Here is a 20,260-nt window from a genome sequence, read left to right as displayed (position 1 = left end):
GTCTAAGAATGTTCAGCTTTTAATTTTATTCGCTTAAAGAAAAATCTTATTAAATAAGGTACAGCAATAAATATAAACAATGTTCTAAAAAGTTGATAACACATAATGACTGAAATATCTGCATTCACTTCTTTTGCTATGATTGCCATTTGATCCATTCCACCTGGTGCAAGACTTAACAAAGCGGTAATTTTAGAAATAGAATGAATATGTGTTAAAAATAGACTTGTTCCAAAAGAGAAAGTAAGTAAAATTACTCCACTTAAAATGGCAATTAAAATAATTTTTATTTTGTTTTTTAAATTTTCAGGTTTTAATAAAAGTCCGATATAACTACCCATCATTAGTTGAGAACAATCAAGTAGAACAGATGGTAGGGCAGGACCATGAAATCCCGATAAATTTAAAATTATGGTACCGAACATTGGTCCTAAGAGTAGTGCTGTTGGAAAATTAATTTTCTTTCCTAATACACCAAAAAGTGTACAAACAACAGCGAAAACGAATATATTTGGAAAAAGTCCGACCCAGCTAGGGCTAATATTATGTATTGAGTCAGATATCGCCGTACTCCTCTGAAAATCAAATATGGGACTAAAAATAAGTATTGGAACAACGAAGATAATCATCATTAGTCTTGAGATTTGAAGGAAGGTTACTATCGTAAAATCAACATCTTTAATTTCTTCTGCTAATGTAATCATTTGGCTAAGACCACCAGGTATACTCCCTAATAAAGCAGTTGGAAATGGAATATCGAAAACCTTTGATATAAAAATTGATATAGCTAAAGTGAAAAGTAATAGTAATAAAGTCATTAAAATCATTGAAGGTAATTGTTCCCCAATTTGAATCAAAGTCGCACTTGTAAACGAAAGTCCTATTGTATACCCAATAATTATCATTGCCGTATCACGAATTTTACTCGGCCAAAATAACTTTATTTTTTTAAATTTTGAAAAAATAAGGACAAAAAACATTGGACCAAGGAGCCAAGGGATAGGAAGATGAATAACTTTAAAAAGTAATCCTCCTATTATTGCAATAACCAATGTAAGTAGAAGTTGTTTCCATTCAAATTTGTTTTGGTGTGTAGAATGCATAAATTCACTTCTTTTCAATTTTATAAATATAAATTAAATGAACAAATTTAATTAAACGTTTATACAATTATTTACTTATGATAATATCATTATTAACCTGAATATCACGGTTTGCAAGGAATTTGCTTAGTAAGTGCGTATACTAATAAAGGATAGCAAGACTTAACCTAGGTTATATTAATGATAGTAATTATTTTGCAAATTAATTTTACATAACCCTTGCATAAATTTAATTTAGAAAGGACTAATTGCAATGGCTAAACAACAAATAGGTGTAATTGGTTTAGCAGTAATGGGTAAAAACCTTGCTTTAAACATAGAAAGTAGAGGTTTCTCAATTTCTGTTTATAATCGATCTGTAGAAAAAACGGTAGAATTTTTAAAAGAAGCAGAAGGAAAAAATGTCGTTGGAGCTTTTTCTATTGAAGATTTTGTAAATTCGTTAGAAACCCCTAGAAAAATATTAATCATGGTAAAAGCAGGCGCACCGACTGATTCAACAATTGAAGCATTACTTCCTTATCTAGATAAAGGTGATATTTTAATTGACGGTGGAAATACATATTATAAAGATACACAAAGAAGAAATAAAACATTATCTGATAGTGGAATTCATTTTATTGGAACAGGAGTGTCTGGTGGTGAAGAAGGGGCTTTAAAAGGACCTTCTATTATGCCTGGTGGACAAGCGGAGGCATTTGAGCTTGTAAAACCAATATTTGAAGCTATTTCAGCAAAAGTTGATGGCGAACCTTGTACAACTTATATCGGACCAGATGGTGCAGGACATTATGTCAAGATGGTGCATAACGGAATTGAATATGGTGATATGCAATTAATCTCAGAAGCTTACTTTTTACTAAAAAATGTACTAGGACTTACTGCTGATGAGCTACATAATGTCTTTAGTGATTGGAATAAAGGTGAGTTAGATAGTTATTTAATCGAAATTACTGCTGATATTTTCACAAAAACAGATGAAGAATCAGGAAAACCATTAGTTGATGTTATATTAGATAAGGCTGGTCAAAAAGGAACAGGTAAATGGACTAGTCAAAGTACTTTAGATTTAGGCGTACCATTATCAATTATTACTGAATCTGTTTTTGCAAGGTTTATATCAGCAATGAAAGAAGAGCGTGTGAAAGCAAGTAAAATTTTATCAGGACCACATGATTATTCGTTTAACGGAAATAAAGAAGAATTAATAGAAGATGTCAGAAAAGCTTTATATATGAGTAAAATTTGTTCTTACGCTCAAGGATTTGCTCAATTACGAGCTGCATCTGATGAGTATAATTGGGACTTGAATTATGGCGATATTGCGATGATATTTAGAGGTGGTTGTATTATTCGAGCTGCTTTTCTACAAAAGATAAAAGAAGCATATGATCTTGATGCTAAACTTGCTAATCTTTTACTTGACCCTTACTTCAAAGAAATAGTTGAAAGTTATCAAGGTGCGCTACGTAAAATAAGTATTGTTGCAATAGAAGCTGGGGTTCCAATTCCTTGCTTTTCTGCAGCCTTAGCATATTTTGATAGTTATCGAACTGCAACACTACCAGCAAACTTAATTCAAGCTCAAAGGGATTACTTTGGAGCACATACGTATGAGCGAACAGATAAAGAAGGAAAATTCCATACGCAGTGGACTTAAAATAAAATGAAATGATAAAAACCCTTGTTATTAAACAAGGGTTTTTTTGTACTTAAGTTTACATTCTTTTATTTTTATTAATGTTCATTTAATCGACCAGTAACAGGCCACCATTTATGCCCATCTTCTGATAATAAAGTATCAGCTTCATCTGGACCCATTGAACCCGATTTATATGTTGTAAGTGGTGCAAGATTGTTATCCCACGCCTTTGATATTACATCGACAAAACTCCAAGAATACTTTACTTCATCCCAATGTGTAAAGTTTGTACCGTCACCTAACATACAATCATAAATTAAACGTTCGTATGCTTCAGGTGTATTGATACAATCAACACAATTATTATTAAATGTAAGCTGAATCGGCTTCGTATAGCTCTCAGAATCTGATCTTTTTGCATTTAATTGAAGTGTAATTCCTTCATCAGGCTGAATATGTATAATTAGTAAATTTGGTGACATTTGTTCTTTCGTATTATAGTACAAGTTCATTGGGATATCGGAAAATTGAACGATAATTTTAGTTGATTTAGTAGCCATTCTCTTACCAGTACGAATATAGAAAGGGACACCTGCCCAACGGAAATTATCAATGTATAGCTTTCCAGCTACAAATGTTTCTGTTTGAGATTCGGGATCTACATTATTTTCGTTACGATAGGCTGGTAATTCTTCATTATTTATTTGTCCTTCATCATATTGACCTCGAACAAAGTAATTCTTTACCTCATTTTCATCTATTTTTCGAAGCGCCTTAAACACTTTTACTTTTTCACTTCTAATTTCCTCTGTCGTTAATTTAATAGGTGGTTCCATTGCAAGTAGGGCTGCCATTTGAAGCATATGGTTTTGCACCATATCCTTTAATGCACCTGAGTTCTCGTAATATTTCCCACGATCCTCTACACCTAATACTTCACTAGAAGTAATTTGTATATTTGAAATAAATCGGTTATTCCAAAGTGGTTCAAACATTGCATTTGCAAATCGAATTACTTCAATATTTTGTACCATTTCTTTTCCTAAGTAGTGGTCAATTCGATAGATTTGGCTTTCCGAAAATGCTTCGCGAATCTCATCATTTAGTTCCTTCGCACTTGGTAAATCATGTCCGAATGGTTTTTCAATAACGAGCCTACTCCATCCACTTGTTTCTGTTAAACCATTTGTTTTTAATTGTTTTGCAATTGTACCAAAGAATTCAGGTGCCATCGCTAAGTAAAAAATTCGATTTCCTGGAATTGAATAATGAGTATCCAGTTCGGTTAATTTGTTGCCTAGTTCTATGTAAGAAGAAGATTCTAATACATCAAATTGATGATAGTAAAAATGTGCTAAAAAATGTTCTACTTCAGATTGGTTTTGATCTGAGGATAAAATAGATTTTTTTACAGCTTCACGAAATTCATGATTTGACCATGATCTACGACCAACTCCAACTACAGCAAAATCTTCTCCGATTTTATGACTTAAAAATAGTCTGTAAATAGATATAAATAATTTTCGCTTTGCTAGATCACCTGTTGCACCAAAAATAACAATTACTGCTTTTGGACGTTTTTCCATATTTTCCAATGATAATACCTCACTTCTTAAACATAAATTACTTACTTATTTTTCTAATAATCAGGACTGATTATACAATGAACATTTAATCCTTTTATAAAAACGATTAGATTAATCATTCAATATATTTTTATCGATTATAAACAAATAATAAAAATATCAAACAGTATAATTTTATCATATTACAAAGTCGTTGAAAGCGTAAACATCCCACAAAATAAAATCATCTTAATCTTAGCTAAATTTATTAAAACACTTTAATGAAATGAAAATAGTGTTCATTTTTATTGAAAAATAATTAAATTTATTATCTAGATAAAACGTTTTCAAAAATTAAGCATGTCATGAAAATGCAGAATGAATTTTGAGTAAAATTAATTATTTTGTTTATTTACAAGGGAAAATGTAATGATAATTACCATTTAATTGGAAAGTTAAACTGAGTTGAAATGAAATCTAATTCTGTTATAATAATTTTTATATAATTTTTTAAATTGTAACTTTATATTTTTATTAAAATTACATTATAAAAAATTGATGTAAGTGATGGGTTAATTTAAAGTTCCATCGTTAACTGAAATAAGCTGAGTAATTTACTAAAATGCAAAAGATGCTTCTAGTATGTTTGTTGATTTTAGTAGATTTTACTCTGATTAAAATCTTTTAAAAGGGGGACTTTACAAATGAAAAAAATAGGTTTAGCATGGCAAATTCTGATCGGACTTGTTATTGGTATTATCGTGGGTGCTGTTTTTTTTGGTAATCCGAATGTAGCAACTTATTTACAACCGATAGGTGATATTTTCTTACGTCTCATTAAAATGATTGTTATACCGATTGTTATTTCAAGTATCATTATCGGAGTTGCAAGTGTAGGAGATACAAAGAAGCTTGGAAGACTTGGTGGTAAAACAATTATTTATTTTGAAATCATAACGACTGTTGCGATTTTTATTGGTCTATTTGTGGCAAATGTATTTAAACCTGGTGCAGGTGTGGATATGAGTGTCTTGCAAAAAACTGATATTAATAGTTATGTTGAAACCGCAGCAGAAGTAAAGAGTCATGGTTTTGCTGATACGTTTGTTAATATCGTACCAAGTAATATTTTCCAAGCATTTGTCGATGGGAATATGCTAGCGATTATTTTCTTCTCAGTTTTATTTGGATTAGGCTTAACAGCAATTGGAGAAAGAGGTAAGCCTGTGTTAGCATTCTTCCAAGGAACTGCTGATACGATGTTTCACATGACAAACCAGATAATGAAATTTGCTCCATTAGGCGTGTTCGCATTAATTGGTGTGACAGTCTCAAAATTTGGACTAGAATCGTTAATTCCACTTGGTAAATTAGTCATAACGGTGTATATTACGATGGCTTTATTCATCGTTCTTGTTTTAGGTTTAATTGCTAAAATGGTTGGAGTTAATATTTTCAACTTTATTAAACTATTAAAAGATGAATTAATATTAGCCTATTCTACTGCGAGCTCTGAGACAGTTTTACCAAAAATCATGGAAAAAGTTGAAAAGTTTGGTGTTCCTAAATCAATATCGTCATTTGTTATTCCAACTGGTTATTCATTTAATCTTGATGGATCAACATTATATCAAGCACTAGCAGCAATATTCATTGCTCAAATGTATGGTATTCATTTATCGATAACAGAGCAGATTTCACTTATGTTAGTATTAATGGTGACATCAAAAGGGATTGCTGGAGTACCAGGTGTGTCCTTCGTAGTATTATTAGCTACTTTAGGAACTGTTGGTATCCCTGTTGAGGGACTAGCTTTCATTGCAGGTATCGATCGAATTCTTGATATGGCAAGAACTGCAGTAAATGTTGTTGGTAACTCATTAGCCGCAGTAGTCATTGCGAAGTGGGAAGGCGAATTCAAACCTGTAACTAAACAGGAAAATAATATTGCAATGTAAATTTCATAAAATTATTGAATGAAAAGAAGGAAGAAGCCATTTGGCTTCTTTTTTTTGCGAATTATTAAAACCCAATGGAATTTGCCACCAAAAATGTTGCAGTATTCACTTTAGAACTCACTGAAATGCACAGGATTATTAAATCTTTAGAAGGAATTCTCGGAAAATCAAACTAAAAAAAGGTAAAAGATTAAAAATATAGAATATTCTAAATGTGATTTTCTGTAAAAAAGCACATTTAAGGAGGGTATAATGACTAATCTATTAGAGGTAACCATTGGTAAACTATTAGAAGAAAAAGCTAAGTTGCATCCAATGCATGAAGCGGTTGTATATGCCGATAGAGGTTTAAGATTAAATTATGCGCAATTCGATCAAAATTGTCGTGATCTTGCTAAAGCGTTAATGAGTCTGAATATCCAAAAAGGTGAACATATTGCAGTATGGTCTTCAAATACGCCAGAATGGCTGACTACACAGTTCGCAACTGGTAAAATGGGTGCAGTTTTAGTAACTGTTAATACAAATTATCGTACTTCTGAACTTGAATATTTGCTTAAACAGTCTGACTCTACAACGATAATTTTAATGGATAAATTTAAAGATTCTTCCTATATAGACATGCTTTATGAAATTGTTCCTGAACTAAGAGATTCATTACCTGGTGAACTTAATAGTCTTCATTTACCATGCCTTAAAAATGTGATTGTAATGAGCGATCATAAATATCCTGGTACTTTTTCTTGGAATGAGTTGATGGGAAAGGCAGGTAGAATATCTGATGTCGAATTGGATCAACGAATGAATTCTACTCATCCGTTTGATGTGATAAATATGCAATACACCTCAGGTACTACTGGATTCCCTAAAGGTGTCATGCTTACGCATTCAAATATTGTAAATAATGGGTTTAATATTGCAAATTGTATGGAGTTAACAAAAAATGATCGTCTATGTATCCCAGTACCATTTTTTCATTGCTTCGGTTGTGTATTAGGGACAATGGCTTGTGTTAGTGTAGGGGCAACGATGGTTCCTGTCCAAGAATTTAACCCTAAAAGAGTTTTACAAACTGTTCAAGATGAAAAATGTACAGGTCTCCATGGTGTACCAACTATGTTTATTGCAGAGTTAAATGATTCCGATTTTTCAAATTACGATTTATCAAGCCTACGTACAGGAATTATGGCAGGATCAAATTGTCCAATCGAAGTTATGAAGGCTGTTATTGATAAAATGGGAATAAATGAAATTACAATTGCGTATGGTCAAACAGAAGCATCACCTGTTATTACTCAAACTCGGACAAATGATCCAATTGAGTTAAGGGTTGAATCTGTAGGTAAAGCTTTACCAAATGTTGAAGTTAAAATTGTTCAACCTGGTACATCATTTGAAGTGCCAATAGGAGAGCAGGGGGAACTTTGCACTAGGGGATATCATGTCATGAAAGGCTATTATAAAAATGAAGAAGCTACCATTGAAGCGATCGATAAGGATGGATGGTTACATACAGGAGATTTAGCAATTATGGACGTGAATGGTTATTGCAAAATTACAGGTAGACTAAAAGATATGATTATTCGTGGTGGAGAAAATATTTACCCCCGTGAAATAGAAGAGTTCTTTTACTCTCATCCAGATGTAATTGATGTACAAGTAGTTGGAGTCCCTGATCAAGTTTATGGTGAAGAGGTAATGGCATGGATTATTTTAAAAGAAGGTGTAACGATTAATCCTGATGAATTACGAACATACTGTACTGGAAAGATTTCAAAGCATAAAATCCCTAGGTACATTGAATTTGTCAAAGAATACCCGATGACTGCGTCTGGAAAAATACAAAAATATTTATTGAGAGAAAAAGCAATCGAAAATGCTAAACAATCTAATCTAACTTAAATATTATGAAGAAAGTAACTACTTCAATTAGAAGTAGTCAGGCTGTCGAAAAGTCGACAGCCTTTTAATTATTGGCTAATATCGAAAACTTAGTATTTATATAAAAAAATCCCTTCTTCGATTTCTACTCTAGGATGCTTGTTTTTCGTGTGGCGGTCGCTAAACGCCCCCTCGCCCCCGCGCATTAACGCCTTCGGGGTCACACCTGCCCACAGGAGAATCCCACCTTTGAAGTTGATTTTATTGCTTCTGCGAATTAATTAAACGTAATCATTGACATTATACCCAATAGGGTATATATTTCGTATATAAAATAAATATCTTGTAAACTTAAATTAGAAGAAGGAGAACTACAATGAACTATGATAATCAAGTAAAAAATAGGGTGAAACGAATTGAAGGTCAAGTTAGAGGTATTTTAAAAATGATGGAAGAAAACAAAGACTGTAAGGAAGTAATCACACAACTATCAGCAGTTAGAACTGCTATGGATCGTACAATAGGTGTAATCGTAAGTACTAATCTAATTGATTGTGTTCGAACTGCTGAAGAAAATGGACAAAATGCAGAAGATCTTGTTAAAGAAGCAGTAAATTTGCTTGTAAAAAGTAGATAAGTTAAATGAATAGAACCTCAATTTTTTTAACTTATTATATACCCATAATTATATTTTAGTAATGATTTAGACATCTAAAAAGGAGTACCATTCATGAAATATTTTAATATGATAATACTTATATTTATTATCTACTTCTTTCTTAAAAACGTTATGCCTACAAATGGAGTAAAATAAATCACTTCATCAGAATTGAAAAATGAGTTAAAAACTAATTCAATTCAATTGATCGATGTTCGAACTCCTGAGGAATATAAAGGCAGACATATAAAGCAATTCAGGAATATACCACTAAATCAATTGAAAAACGTAAGTGATTTATCAACAGATAAAAAGACCATTGTAATTTGTCAAAGTGGTGTAAGAAGTAAAAAAGCATGTAAAATATTAAAAAAAATGGGATTTATAAGCTTAACGAATGTTAAAGGCGGAATGAGTACTTGGTAAACTAAACGAGGGAGAAAATATATGAAAGAAATAGCAGCAGTAGAGTTAGAAAACTTGTTATCCTTAGGTAAAGAAGTGAATATAATAGACGTTCGAGAAGCTGATGAAGTTGTAAATGGGAAAATCCCAGGTTCAATTCATATCCCACTTGGATTAATTGAGTTTCGTATGGCTGATCTAGATAAAACGAAAGAGTATATTGTAGTATGTCATGCTGGTGGTAGAAGTAGTCGAGCAGTACAATTCCTTGAAAGTTACGGATTTAATGTGATAAATATGAGTGGCGGAATGCTTTCATGGGAAGGAGAAGTTGATTGAACTTTCTCGAATATAACTATAAAAAAACGATTATCGATACGATAGTCGTTTTTTTATTCCTGATTAATAGTGATACTAGTTAAATAACGGTTAGATATTTAATTTACGCTTAATCTGGCTTAATGAGGATTTAGATTATTTTTAAAAAACATAAGATTCATAATTTTAAAGGATTTTTAAATGAATTTGTCGAAATTTTATGTATTATTATTTTATTTTGAGTAATTCCTTGCAATGTAAATAAATGAATTTATAACGAATTCATCGCCAAATCATAGTTGAGGTGTGTCCAATAATGAATATGTTAGAAATTAGAGAGATTTTAAAATTAGTTAATCATTCTACTATTGATGAATTAGAAGTTAAGTACGAGGAAAATAGACTCTACATAAAAAAAAACAAACAAAATCAAATCATCATTCAATCAGAGATACTTCCTGAGAGAAATATAGTTAGCAAGTCTGTTAATGAAGATTTATTAGAAGTGAAAGTAAGTGAAGTAAAAGAAACGACCTTATATTCTAATGTAATTGGCATTTTTGAACCGTTTCTAAAAACAGGTGATCATGTTGAAGAAAACGTCCTTATCGCTAGATGTTCAGTTGCAGGACTAAATATTCATCATGAAATTATTTCAAATTTAAATGGTGTGATTGTTGAAGTTCTAGCTGAAGTTGGAGAACTAATCGACTTCGGTCAACCTCTTTATAGGATTTCTATTAAGAGTTTATAAATACTATATAAGTCCATAAATTATTATTTTAGACAGATTTATTTAAAACTTTACTAAAAAAATAGAAGGGAGTGGCTTTAATTATGTCAGAATATAAAAATAATTCAAACCATGAATTAGATGAAATGAACTTGTTTAATGAATTTCCAAAGCCGACAGTAAATGAGTGGAGAGATGTCGTAGAAAAATCCTTAAAAGGAGCCACTATTGAAGAAAAGCTTGTTACAAAAACATATGAAGAAATCTCATTGCAACCTATGTATAGAAGCGAAGATCTTAAAAATTTCAGATACCTTGATTCAAAATCAGGTGAATTTCCATATTTACGTGGAACGAATCAATTAGGTTATATTGAAGAACCTTGGGCAATTTGTCAGGAATTATCGATATCCTCACCAGAAGAGTTCAATCAAGTAGCGTTAAATGATCTTCAAAAAGGACAAACGATGCTTCATATTCTAATAGAATCCAATTATTTAAGTCTTTACTCTGAAAGTACCATTGAGGATAACCATATGAGGAAAGGACTTTTACTTTCATCAATTAAAGATTTTGAGATTGCATTTAAAGGAATCGACTTAGAAGAAGTACCTTTATTTATTGAAATTGTACATGGAGGTCTTGGTTTTTTTGCGACTTTTATTTCTTATTTAAATCAACAAAATTATGACTTAAAGAAAATTAAAAGTTTCGTAGGGATGGATCCTTTAGGCGACCTTGTTAAATTCGGTACAATTCCGTATTCGATGGAAGAGGCATTAGAAATAATGGCTGACATAACAAAATGGTCTGTTTCAAATGCACCAAATGTCGAAACGATTAATATTCAAGGAAATCCTTATCACGATGCGGGAGGAAACGCAATTCATGAATTGGCGTTTACGATTTCTTCTGGTGTCGAATATCTACGTGGATTAGAAAAGCATCAGGTTTCAATTGATGATATTGCTCAACGTATACGTTTTTCTTTTTCAATAGGATCTAATTTCTTTATGGAAATAGCTAAGTTAAGAGCAGCAAGAATGATTTGGGCTAGAATCGTAAAAGAACTTGGAGGTAACGAGGCCTCTCAGAAAATGTTTATTCATTCTAGGACATCAGCGTGGTCAAAAACGATTTATGATCCTTATGTAAACATATTACGAGGAACGGTAGAGGCTTTTGCAGGAGTAATTGGAGGTGTAGATAGTCTTCATGTATCTCCTTTTGATGAACCATTGGGTGCTCCAGATGAATTTTCACGTCGTATTGCTAGAAATACCCATATGATTCTAGATAAGGAAGCAAATTTATCTAAGGTTGTTGATCCTGCAGGTGGTTCTTGGTATGTCGAATCACTTACTTATACTTTGGCAGAAAAGGTTTGGGAACTTTTCCAAAAAATCGAAGAATTAGGCGGAATGTATAATGCAATACAGGCAGGATTTCCTCAAGAGTTAATTGGAATAACGGCTGAAAAAAGAGCTGAAAATATTAAACTCAAAAAAGATGTTTTCGTTGGGACAAATATTTTCCCGAACTTACAAGAAAAAAAATTAATTAAAAGAGAAAATTCCAATTGTTCAAAACCAAATGTTCAAAATTCATCTAATCATAAATCATATGAACTTGAGCAATCTCTAAAAAATTTTTCGGAAATACAATCTTTTGAGAATGCATTAATAGCAATAAATAATGGAGCATCAATAGATGATTTGGACAAATCAATGTATCTTTTAAAAACTGGAAAACCAACCGTTCGACCTCTGCGAATTCACCGAGGTGCAGAACCGTTTGAATATTTACGTGAAAAATCAGAGGAATATAAAAATAGAACTGGGAATTCTTTAACTGTTTTCGCAGCAAATATTGGACCTATATCAAGCTATAAACAACGTGTAGACTTTGTCACAGATTTCTTTGAGGTAGGTGGTTTTCAAGTCATTCAAAATTCAGGTTTTTCTACAATTGAAGAAATAGTAGAAACTTATAAACTTTCAAAATCTAAAATTGTCGTCATTTGTTCGACAGATGACCATTATGCAGAATATATACCTGCTTTAGTAAGAGAAATCCAGAAAATTGACTTGAATACTACGATACTAATAACTGGAAATCCTACTGTAGAAGAAATGAATCTATATAAAAATCTTGGTGTAAATGATTTTATCCACTCTAAAATAAATAATTATGAAAAATTAGTAGAACTGCTATTGAAAGGAGGAATTTAAAAATGAAAAAACAAATTGATTTTACAAAAATGCCCTTTAATGAAGCTTTCACAGCACCTACAATTCCTCCAAATCTAGTAGACTTGGAAAAACATGACTGGAAGACTTTAGAGCAAATCGATGTAAAGCCACTATATGATTCGAAGGATACAAATGGATTAGAGCATTTAGAATTCGTTTCCGGTATTGCGCCATTTTTAAGAGGACCATACCCAGCAATGTACATAAATCAGCCTTGGACGATTCGCCAATATGCAGGTTTTTCTACTGCTGAGGAAAGTAATGCATTTTATCGCAGAAATTTAGCTGCAGGTCAAAAGGGTTTATCAATTGCATTTGATTTGGCAACTCACCGTGGCTACGATTCTGATCATCCAAGAGTAGAAGGAGATGTTGGTAAAGCAGGAGTTGCGATTGATTCAATTTTAGACATGAAAATCTTATTTGATGGAATTCCTTTAGATAAAATGTCAGTATCAATGACAATGAATGGAGCTGTACTTCCTGTATTAGCGTTTTACATTGTTGCAGCTGAGGAACAAGGAGTTCATCAGTCACAATTAACTGGAACGATTCAGAACGATATTCTTAAAGAATATATGGTTAGAAATACATATATTTATCCGCCTGAGTCATCAATGAGGATAATCGCTGATATTTTTTCTTATACGTCAAAAAACATGCCTAAATTTAACAGTATAAGTATTTCCGGATATCATATGCAGGAAGCTGGGGCGACTGCGGACATTGAATTAGGATATACATTAGCAAATGGACTAGAGTATGTTCGGACTGGACTAAAAGCTGGTATAGATATCGACTCATTTGCACCCCGCTTGTCGTTTTTCTGGGGTATAGGTATGAATTACTTTATGGAAATTGCCAAAATGAGAGCTGCTCGCCTTTTATGGGCAAAAATGATTAAAACCTTTAATCCTCAAAAAGAAAAATCAATGGCATTACGAACACATTCTCAAACCTCTGGTTGGAGTTTAACGGAGCAGGATCCTTTTAATAATGTCACTCGAACATGTATTGAGGCAATGGCTGCAGTTTTAGGTCATACACAATCATTACATACAAATGCTTTAGATGAAGCAATTGCACTTCCAACAGATTTTTCAGCGCGAATTGCAAGGAATACTCAGCTTTATTTACAAAAAGAAACTGGCATCTGTAATGTTGTTGACCCTTGGGGTGGTTCATATTACGTCGAATCTTTAACAAATGAATTAGTTCGTAAAGCGTGGGCCCATATTCAAGAAGTTGAATCATTAGGTGGAATGGCAAAAGCTATTGAGACAGGGTTGCCAAAAATGCGTATTGAAGAGGCTGCTGCTAGACGGCAAGCTCATATTGATTCTGGTAAAGAAACGATTATTGGTGTAAATAAATATCGACTTGAGAAAGAAGATCCTCTAGAAGTTCTTGAAGTTGATAATACTGCTGTTCGTGAAGCACAAATTGCAAGACTGAGAGAATTACGAGCAAATAGGGATGAAGAAAAAGTAAAAGCTACCTTATCAGCTATTACTGAAGCCGCAGAATCAGGCGAAAGTAATATGTTAGCGCTTGCAATTGAAGCGGCTAGAGCTAGAGCTACTCTTGGTGAAATTTCTGACGCATATGAAAAAGTCGTAGGTCGACATAAAGCTGTAATTCGTTCAATAATTGGTATTTATAGTGCTGAATACGGTGAAAAAGAAGAAATTGATATCGTTCGAAAAATGGCAGATGATTTTGAACTTCGTGAGGGTCGTCGTCCACGAATAATGATTGCTAAATTAGGACAAGATGGCCATGATCGTGGAGCAAAAGTAATTGCTACTGCATTTGCAGATTTAGGCTTTGACGTGGACATCGGACCATTATTCCAAACACCTGAAGAAACTGCACTTCAAGCAGTAGAGAATGATGTCCATGTAATAGGGATGAGTTCACTTGCAGGAGGTCATAAGACACTATTACCTCAACTAATGGAAGAACTAAGGAAATTAGATCGTGATGATATCGTAATCGTAGCTGGTGGTGTAATCCCTCCTCAGGATTATGACTTTTTATTAAAAAATGGTGCAGCAGCCATATTTGGTCCGGGCACTGTTATTCCAGTAGCAGCACAAAAAGTTATTGAAGAAATCATTCAACGACTTGGAGATGTAAATTAAATGAAAGAAGAAAGAAAACGCAAGAAAATACTTTCTGAAGATGACTACGTTAATGGTGTTATTGAAGGAAACCGGACGATTCTTGCACAAGCAATTACTTTAATCGAAAGTAATTCACCCGCTCATATGCAAACTGCACAAAATGTATTAACGAGACTACTACCTTATACAGGTCGTTCAATTCGAATTGGGATTACTGGAGTACCGGGAGCAGGTAAAAGTACGTTAATTGAAAGCTTCGGTAGTTTATTATGCGAACGAGGCCACCGGGTAGCAGTTTTAACGGTGGATCCGAGTAGCACGATTACGAAAGGAAGTATTTTAGGAGATAAAACGAGGATGGATTCTTTATCACGAAATCCAAATGCGTATATCCGACCATCTGCTTCTGGAGGTTCTCTAGGTGGAATTGCTCGAAAAAGCCGAGAGTCAATGTTAATTTGTGAAGCAGCCGGATATGATGTCATTCTGATTGAAACAGTAGGTGTTGGGCAAAGTGAGGTAACTGTTCGATCGATGGTTGATTTCTTCTTATTAGTTATGCTTACGGGTGCAGGAGATGAATTACAAGGCATTAAAAAAGGAATTATGGAGTTGGCAGATTCCATAATCATAAACAAGGCAGACGGTGATAACAAAATAAAAGCACTTGCTGCAAAGGCAGAATTTAACCGTATATTACATTTACTGCAGCCTTCAACACCTGGTTGGATCAGTCAAGCCTATACAGCTTCTTCATTGACAGGTGAAGGTATCGAAGAAATTTGGTTAGAAATAAAATCTTTTCAAGATAAAACAATCCATTCAGGTTATTTTCACCAACGAAGACAAAAACAAATGCTAGATTGGATGTATAACATGGTTGAGGAGCATTTGAGATTTAGTTTTTTAAATCACTCTGAAGTCAATCAATCGATTCCAGATATTGAAAAGTCTGTCATGAATGGTACATTAACTGCCACACTGGCTGCAAAACATTTATTAACTATTTTCGAAAGCAATGGAAGGAGAAATATTGATGCAAGAGATAAAGCCTAATCAAATTAATCATATTGGTATTGCAGTAAAAGATTTAGACTCTTCTATCCCATTTTATACAGATATACTTGGTTTAAAATTAGTTGGAATTGAAACGGTAGAAAGCGAGAGTGTTCGTGTCGCTTTTATTGAAATAGGTGAAATTACAATCGAACTTTTAGAAGCAACTAGCCCTGATAGTCCAATTGCCCGATTTATTGAGAAAAAGGGTGAAGGTATCCATCACATAGCACTTCAAACTGATAATTGTGAAAAGCAGTTGGACGTCATTCGAAAACAAGGCATTAAACTAATAAATGAAGTTCCTAAAGAGGGTGCACATGGAAGTTTAGTTGCATTTCTACACCCGAGCTCAACGAATAAAGTTCTATTTGAATTATGCCAACCAGCATCGAATATAGATAGAGAGGATGTTGAATAATATGACAACTGCATACGAGAAAATAAATGAGTTAATGGATCGAAAACGAAAAATCGAACTTGGCGGTGGAGATGATCGAATTGACTCTCAGCATAATCGTGGGAAATTAACAGCAAGGGAACGTATTGATTTACTGTTAGATGAAGACTCATTTGTGGAATTGAATCCATTTATTAAACATCGTGCCACGAATTTTGGGATGGATAAACTAGAGAGTCCAGGCGAAGGAGTTGTTACTGGTTACGGTAAAGTTCACGGTCGATTAATTTATGTTTTTGCTCAAGATTTCACCGTATTTGGTGGGGCATTGGGAGAGATGCATGCGATTAAAATTTCAAAAATTATGGATTTAGCTGCAAAAGTCGGTGCTCCAATCATTGGATTAAATGATTCAGGCGGTGCAAGAATTCAAGAAGGTGTCGTTTCTCTAGATGGTTATGGACATATATTCTACCGAAATTCGATTTATTCAGGTGTAATTCCTCAAATTTCAGTAATTATGGGTCCATGTGCAGGGGGAGCAGTTTATTCTCCAGCAATTACAGACTTTGTGTTTATGGTTGAAAAAACTAGTCAAATGTTTATTACTGGTCCAAAAGTAATTGAAACGATAACTGGAGAAAAGATCTCGACTGAAAATCTTGGTGGAGCAAAAGTCCATTCTTCAATAAGCGGATGCGCACATTTCACTGAAGAATCAGAACCTGAAATTCTAGAGCAAGTAAGAAGATTAATAAGTTTCTTGCCACAAAATAATAATGAGAGCCCTCAAAGTGTTCCTTATTTTGAAAATGATGATTGGCGTGAAGAATTAATCGATATCGTACCGATTCAAGCAACAAAAGTCTACGATGTAAGAAAAGTAATCGAAGAAATAGTCGATCACAGGGACTTTATGGAAGTTCAATCGAGTTTTGCTAAAAATATCGTAGTTGGGTTTGCACGAATAGATGGCCATAGTATTGGTATTATTGCAAACCAGCCTAAAGTAATGGCAGGGGGACTAGATATTAATTCTTCTGATAAACTTTCGAGATTCATTCGTTTCTGTGATTCATTTAATATCCCTTTGATCACATTTGAAGATGTGACGGGATTTTTCCCAGGAGTGAATCAAGAACATGGTGGAATTATTCGGCATGGTGCAAAAATTCTTTATGCATACTCTGAGGCAACTGTGCCAAAAATTACAGTAATTTTAAGAAAAGCTTATGGTGGAGCATATGTGGCTATGAATTCAAAAGCGATTGGTGCTGATGTAGTGTATGCTTGGCCAAATGCTGAAATAGCTGTAATGGGGCCAGAAGGTGCGGCGAATATCATTTTCGCAAAAGAAATTAATCAAAGTATAGATCCAACTACGACGAGAAATGAAAAAATTTCAGAATACAGAGACATGTTTGCCAACCCTTATGTTGCGGCTTCTCACGGTATGGTCGATGATGTTATTGATCCAAGAGAAACTCGAAAAGTACTCATTCAGTCATTAGAAATGTTACGAACAAAAAGTGAGACAAGACCAAAGAAAAAACATGGTAATATGCCTTTATAAGTTTAGTAGTCTATAAGAAGTTTTGAACAAATAAATCAGTATTATATAAATGTTAAATATGCTGGTACTATCAAATTGGTAGAACCAGCTTTTTATTTATGAGAATATGAGAAATGTAATTATGACGCTTCATCGACAAATAACTAGTAAGATGAATTAAACATTTAACAATAAAAAAGCAGTCCGTCAAATTTAACGGTATCCGTCTTATTTTTTTATAATGAATATTTTATTTCAAACATGATAAGATGGATGTTGAACAAACCATACATTTGAATCGCAATTATAAAATTTTGGGGGCAAATTAACATGTCTAATAAGAATTATCAGGAATTAATTAAAAATCGAATTTATTTTGGTGGCGTAGACGAGGTTAGTGAAATGTTATCAAATGAAAACGTAGACATTGTTTTTGATTTACGTGCTAAAAAATACGAAGTAGACGAAGAATATAATCGAGTACATAGTCCAATCGTGGATGAAAAAGAACATCAAAGTGAATCGTTAAAGGATGCTATTGACAATGTAGTGAATGCTTTCAAAAATGATCAAAATGTTTATTTTCATTGTGGAGGCGGTAATACTCGTGCCGGTACATTAGCAATAGGTACTTTACTTGCACTCGATGAAGCGAAAACAATTGAAGAAGCTGAAGAAAAGGTTAAATTAATTCGTCCAACTATTAAATTTAATTCTGAAATGAAAAATGCAATGAAAGAAATTTTTCCAAATAAATGATTGTAGTAAAATAAAACAAGGCTGTTTTACCATTATAGGATGGCAAAACGGCTTTTTAAATTTACAGCTAGTATGTATTCATAAATTATACACTCACTTAATTAATAAACTCTTTTTTAGTCATTACTCAATTTCTAAAAAAACCGTATAAAATCATTTCATTTCAGGGCCCTTATCTAAAAGATTTTTTTTAAAAGGTTATGTTAAAGTAAACTGTTGCTAAAGAAGATACTTGGAACGGTAGATTCGAAACTACTGAGGGAGTTGCTAATGAAGCTAAGTGATTTAACTTTTACAATGGAGGATTAAATGACACAAATAGTAAAGTAGAGGTTATTATAAATCAAAAATCTGTGATTATTCTTAATAAAATTAGTAGACTATTTGTAAATAACAACAATAATTAATCTCATTTTTTACTCATTATTATGTAAAAATAGTATAATATGTTTGGATAAAAAATAAGTGAACTTCTCTAAAGTGTTTTAGAAAAAGGGTGTGAAATTAGTTTTGAAGGGTATTAAGGGTATTCTTTTAAAGCAACCTTCTTTTGCCAAGTATTGGGCATCACGAATGTTGTCGTCGACATCCTTCCAAATGCTTTCAGTTGCAATTGGATGGCAAATGTATGATATAACTCATGATGCATTTAGTCTTGGTTTAGTTGGACTTGCTCAATTTATTCCGATGGTACTGCTCACATTGGTTGTTGGCCAGGTAGCAGATCGTTTTGACAGAAAAAGAATTGTTTTTTTGTGCCAAATTATTGAGGCTCTTATTGCAGGACTTCTATTATATGGTAATATTGCCAATTGGCTAGGTCGTGAACAAATATTGATCGCCGCTTCAGTCCTCGGTGCATGTCGTGCATTTGAGGGACCGTCTTCTTCAGCATTACTTCCACAACTGGTGCCAAATAATATTTTGCAGCAGGCCATTGCTTGGAGTACTTCCGCAGGGCAAACTGCTCAAATCATTGGCCCATCACTAGGTGGATTACTTTTTTCGTTAGGGCAAACATATGTATATTGTACAGTAACAATCGCATTATTTGTTTCAGCAATTCTTACATATTTAATTAAAACCGAACGAAGAACAGTTAGAAAATCGGAACCGGTTTCTATACGGTCAATATTTTCTGGTTTGGAATTTGTCTATCGACATCCAATTATATTAGGGACGATCTCGTTAGACCTTTTTGCAGTACTACTTGGTGGAGCGACAGCATTATTACCGATATTTGCACAAGATATTTTACAAACAGGTCCATGGGGTTTAGGTTTAATGAGGACTGCTCCCGCAATTGGTGCATTATCGATGTCGATTATATTAGCTTCATTTCCACTAAAAAAATCGATTGGTCCTAAACTTTTCGGAGCACTTTGTATTTTTGGACTAGCAACAATGTTATTTGCAGTTTCTACAAATCTTTTTGTTTCATTATTTGCTTTAGTTTTAATAGGAGCATCCGATGTTGTTAGTGTAGTAATTAGATCATCACTTGTTCAATTACAAACTCCTGACGAAATGAGAGGTAGGGTAAATGCAGTCAACTCGCTATTTATTGGTACTTCTAATCAACTTGGTGAGTTTGAATCTGGAACGATGGCAGGACTAATAGGAACTGTACCAGCGGCATTTGTCGGTGGTCTCGGAACAATTATAGTTGCCGGACTTTGGATGTACTTATTCCCATCATTAAGACGAATTCGTTCTCTCTCAGAAAGGTAACTTAAAAGCACTTCCAAACGTATTGGAAGTGCTTTTTTTCTTTTATTTTTCCAACCTAATTTGAAATGACTAAGTAATTTATTATGTGATGAATGATACTTCTGATTGGTGTGACTTGAAC

The 20,260-nt window shown here is 33.3% G+C and carries 16 protein-coding genes; 14 read left to right on the top strand and 2 right to left on the bottom strand.

The annotated features are described in order from the left end of the window. Nucleotides 1-2: 2 nt before the first annotated feature. On the bottom strand, nucleotides 3-1,103 hold the full coding sequence (locus B7R65_RS00405; protein ID WP_088040686.1) for an AbrB family transcriptional regulator: 1,101 nt from the start codon (nucleotides 1,101-1,103) through the stop codon (nucleotides 3-5). Nucleotides 1,104-1,356: 253 nt separating this feature from the next. Between B7R65_RS00405 and gndA the strand changes: the two genes are divergently transcribed. Continuing rightward, a complete protein-coding gene (gene gndA, locus B7R65_RS00400) occupies nucleotides 1,357-2,763 on the top strand; it encodes an NADP-dependent phosphogluconate dehydrogenase (RefSeq protein WP_088040685.1) in 1,407 nt (468 codons plus the stop codon). 77 nt (nucleotides 2,764-2,840) lie between these two features. Here gndA and zwf read toward each other — a convergent pair whose 3' ends face one another. Beyond that, entirely contained in the window at nucleotides 2,841-4,331 is a 1,491-nt protein-coding gene (gene zwf, locus B7R65_RS00395) for a glucose-6-phosphate dehydrogenase (protein ID WP_088041270.1), read from the bottom strand. Nucleotides 4,332-5,014: 683 nt separating this feature from the next. Between zwf and B7R65_RS00390 the strand changes: the two genes are divergently transcribed. The 13 genes from B7R65_RS00390 (at nucleotide 5,015) to B7R65_RS00330 (ending at nucleotide 20,139) form a co-directional block, all read left to right on the top strand. Continuing rightward, nucleotides 5,015-6,268: a cation:dicarboxylate symporter family transporter gene (locus B7R65_RS00390; RefSeq protein ID WP_088040684.1), complete on the top strand. Its 1,254-nt coding sequence runs from the start codon at nucleotides 5,015-5,017 to the stop codon at nucleotides 6,266-6,268. A gap of 252 nt (nucleotides 6,269-6,520) precedes the next feature. After that, nucleotides 6,521-8,170: an AMP-binding protein gene (locus tag B7R65_RS00385; RefSeq protein ID WP_088040683.1), complete on the top strand. Its 1,650-nt coding sequence runs from the start codon at nucleotides 6,521-6,523 to the stop codon at nucleotides 8,168-8,170. 355 nt (nucleotides 8,171-8,525) lie between these two features. Continuing rightward, complete coding sequence (locus B7R65_RS00380; protein ID WP_088040682.1) at nucleotides 8,526-8,786, top strand: metal-sensitive transcriptional regulator; 261 nt, start codon at nucleotides 8,526-8,528, stop codon at nucleotides 8,784-8,786. 192 nt (nucleotides 8,787-8,978) lie between these two features. Then, nucleotides 8,979-9,233 carry a rhodanese-like domain-containing protein gene (locus B7R65_RS00375; RefSeq protein WP_306298422.1) on the top strand — a complete coding sequence of 85 codons (255 nt, stop codon included), beginning with the start codon at nucleotides 8,979-8,981 and terminating at the stop codon, nucleotides 9,231-9,233. A 21-nt stretch (nucleotides 9,234-9,254) separates the two neighbouring features. Then, nucleotides 9,255-9,551 carry a rhodanese-like domain-containing protein gene (locus B7R65_RS00370; protein WP_088040680.1) on the top strand — a complete coding sequence of 99 codons (297 nt, stop codon included), beginning with the start codon at nucleotides 9,255-9,257 and terminating at the stop codon, nucleotides 9,549-9,551. A 295-nt stretch (nucleotides 9,552-9,846) separates the two neighbouring features. Beyond that, nucleotides 9,847-10,284 carry a biotin/lipoyl-containing protein gene (locus B7R65_RS00365; protein ID WP_088040679.1) on the top strand — a complete coding sequence of 146 codons (438 nt, stop codon included), beginning with the start codon at nucleotides 9,847-9,849 and terminating at the stop codon, nucleotides 10,282-10,284. Nucleotides 10,285-10,367: 83 nt separating this feature from the next. Further along, complete coding sequence (locus B7R65_RS00360) at nucleotides 10,368-12,494, top strand: methylmalonyl-CoA mutase family protein (RefSeq protein WP_088040677.1); 2,127 nt, start codon at nucleotides 10,368-10,370, stop codon at nucleotides 12,492-12,494. Between the two features lie 2 nt (nucleotides 12,495-12,496). Then, nucleotides 12,497-14,659 (top strand): methylmalonyl-CoA mutase, encoded by a 2,163-nt coding sequence (gene scpA, locus B7R65_RS00355; protein ID WP_088040676.1) that lies wholly within the window; start codon nucleotides 12,497-12,499, stop codon nucleotides 14,657-14,659. Further along, a complete protein-coding gene (gene meaB / locus B7R65_RS00350; protein ID WP_088040674.1) occupies nucleotides 14,660-15,697 on the top strand; it encodes a methylmalonyl Co-A mutase-associated GTPase MeaB in 1,038 nt (345 codons plus the stop codon). It abuts the gene before it with no gap. Beyond that, a complete protein-coding gene (gene mce, locus B7R65_RS00345; RefSeq protein ID WP_088040672.1) occupies nucleotides 15,678-16,118 on the top strand; it encodes a methylmalonyl-CoA epimerase in 441 nt (146 codons plus the stop codon). Before meaB ends, mce begins: the two co-directional genes overlap by 20 nt. A gap of 1 nt (nucleotide 16,119) precedes the next feature. Further along, on the top strand, nucleotides 16,120-17,670 hold the full coding sequence (locus B7R65_RS00340; RefSeq protein WP_373419533.1) for an acyl-CoA carboxylase subunit beta: 1,551 nt from the start codon (nucleotides 16,120-16,122) through the stop codon (nucleotides 17,668-17,670). Nucleotides 17,671-17,979: 309 nt separating this feature from the next. After that, nucleotides 17,980-18,408: a protein-tyrosine phosphatase family protein gene (locus B7R65_RS00335; RefSeq protein WP_088040669.1), complete on the top strand. Its 429-nt coding sequence runs from the start codon at nucleotides 17,980-17,982 to the stop codon at nucleotides 18,406-18,408. A gap of 510 nt (nucleotides 18,409-18,918) precedes the next feature. Then, nucleotides 18,919-20,139, top strand: a complete 1,221-nt coding sequence (locus B7R65_RS00330; RefSeq protein WP_218780378.1) for an MFS transporter — start codon at nucleotides 18,919-18,921, stop codon at nucleotides 20,137-20,139. Nucleotides 20,140-20,260: the final 121 nt, after the last annotated feature.

The sequence above is a fragment of the Bacillus sp. EAC genome (assembly GCF_002156875.1).
In the GTDB taxonomy this organism is placed as follows: Bacteria; Bacillota; Bacilli; order Bacillales; family Bacillaceae_G; genus Gottfriedia.
The sequence above is the reverse complement of the archived record's forward strand: the minus strand, read 5'-3'. Positions and strand labels throughout refer to the sequence as shown.

Bases quoted from the DNA above. Each gene is read 5' to 3' on its own strand.
- B7R65_RS00405 (WP_088040686.1), bottom strand. From the start codon at position 1,103: ATGCATTCTACACACCAAAACAAATTTGAATGGAAACAACTTCTACTT.
- gndA (WP_088040685.1), top strand. From the start codon at position 1,357: ATGGCTAAACAACAAATAGGTGTAATTGGTTTAGCAGTAATGGGTAAA.
- zwf (WP_088041270.1), bottom strand. From the start codon at position 4,331: ATGGAAAAACGTCCAAAAGCAGTAATTGTTATTTTTGGTGCAACAGGT.
- B7R65_RS00390 (WP_088040684.1), top strand. From the start codon at position 5,015: ATGAAAAAAATAGGTTTAGCATGGCAAATTCTGATCGGACTTGTTATT.
- B7R65_RS00385 (WP_088040683.1), top strand. From the start codon at position 6,521: ATGACTAATCTATTAGAGGTAACCATTGGTAAACTATTAGAAGAAAAA.
- B7R65_RS00380 (WP_088040682.1), top strand. From the start codon at position 8,526: ATGAACTATGATAATCAAGTAAAAAATAGGGTGAAACGAATTGAAGGT.
- B7R65_RS00370 (WP_088040680.1), top strand. From the start codon at position 9,255: ATGAAAGAAATAGCAGCAGTAGAGTTAGAAAACTTGTTATCCTTAGGT.
- B7R65_RS00365 (WP_088040679.1), top strand. From the start codon at position 9,847: ATGAATATGTTAGAAATTAGAGAGATTTTAAAATTAGTTAATCATTCT.
- B7R65_RS00360 (WP_088040677.1), top strand. From the start codon at position 10,368: ATGTCAGAATATAAAAATAATTCAAACCATGAATTAGATGAAATGAAC.
- scpA (WP_088040676.1), top strand. From the start codon at position 12,497: ATGAAAAAACAAATTGATTTTACAAAAATGCCCTTTAATGAAGCTTTC.
- meaB (WP_088040674.1), top strand. From the start codon at position 14,660: ATGAAAGAAGAAAGAAAACGCAAGAAAATACTTTCTGAAGATGACTAC.
- mce (WP_088040672.1), top strand. From the start codon at position 15,678: ATGCAAGAGATAAAGCCTAATCAAATTAATCATATTGGTATTGCAGTA.
- B7R65_RS00340 (WP_373419533.1), top strand. From the start codon at position 16,120: ATGACAACTGCATACGAGAAAATAAATGAGTTAATGGATCGAAAACGA.
- B7R65_RS00335 (WP_088040669.1), top strand. From the start codon at position 17,980: ATGTCTAATAAGAATTATCAGGAATTAATTAAAAATCGAATTTATTTT.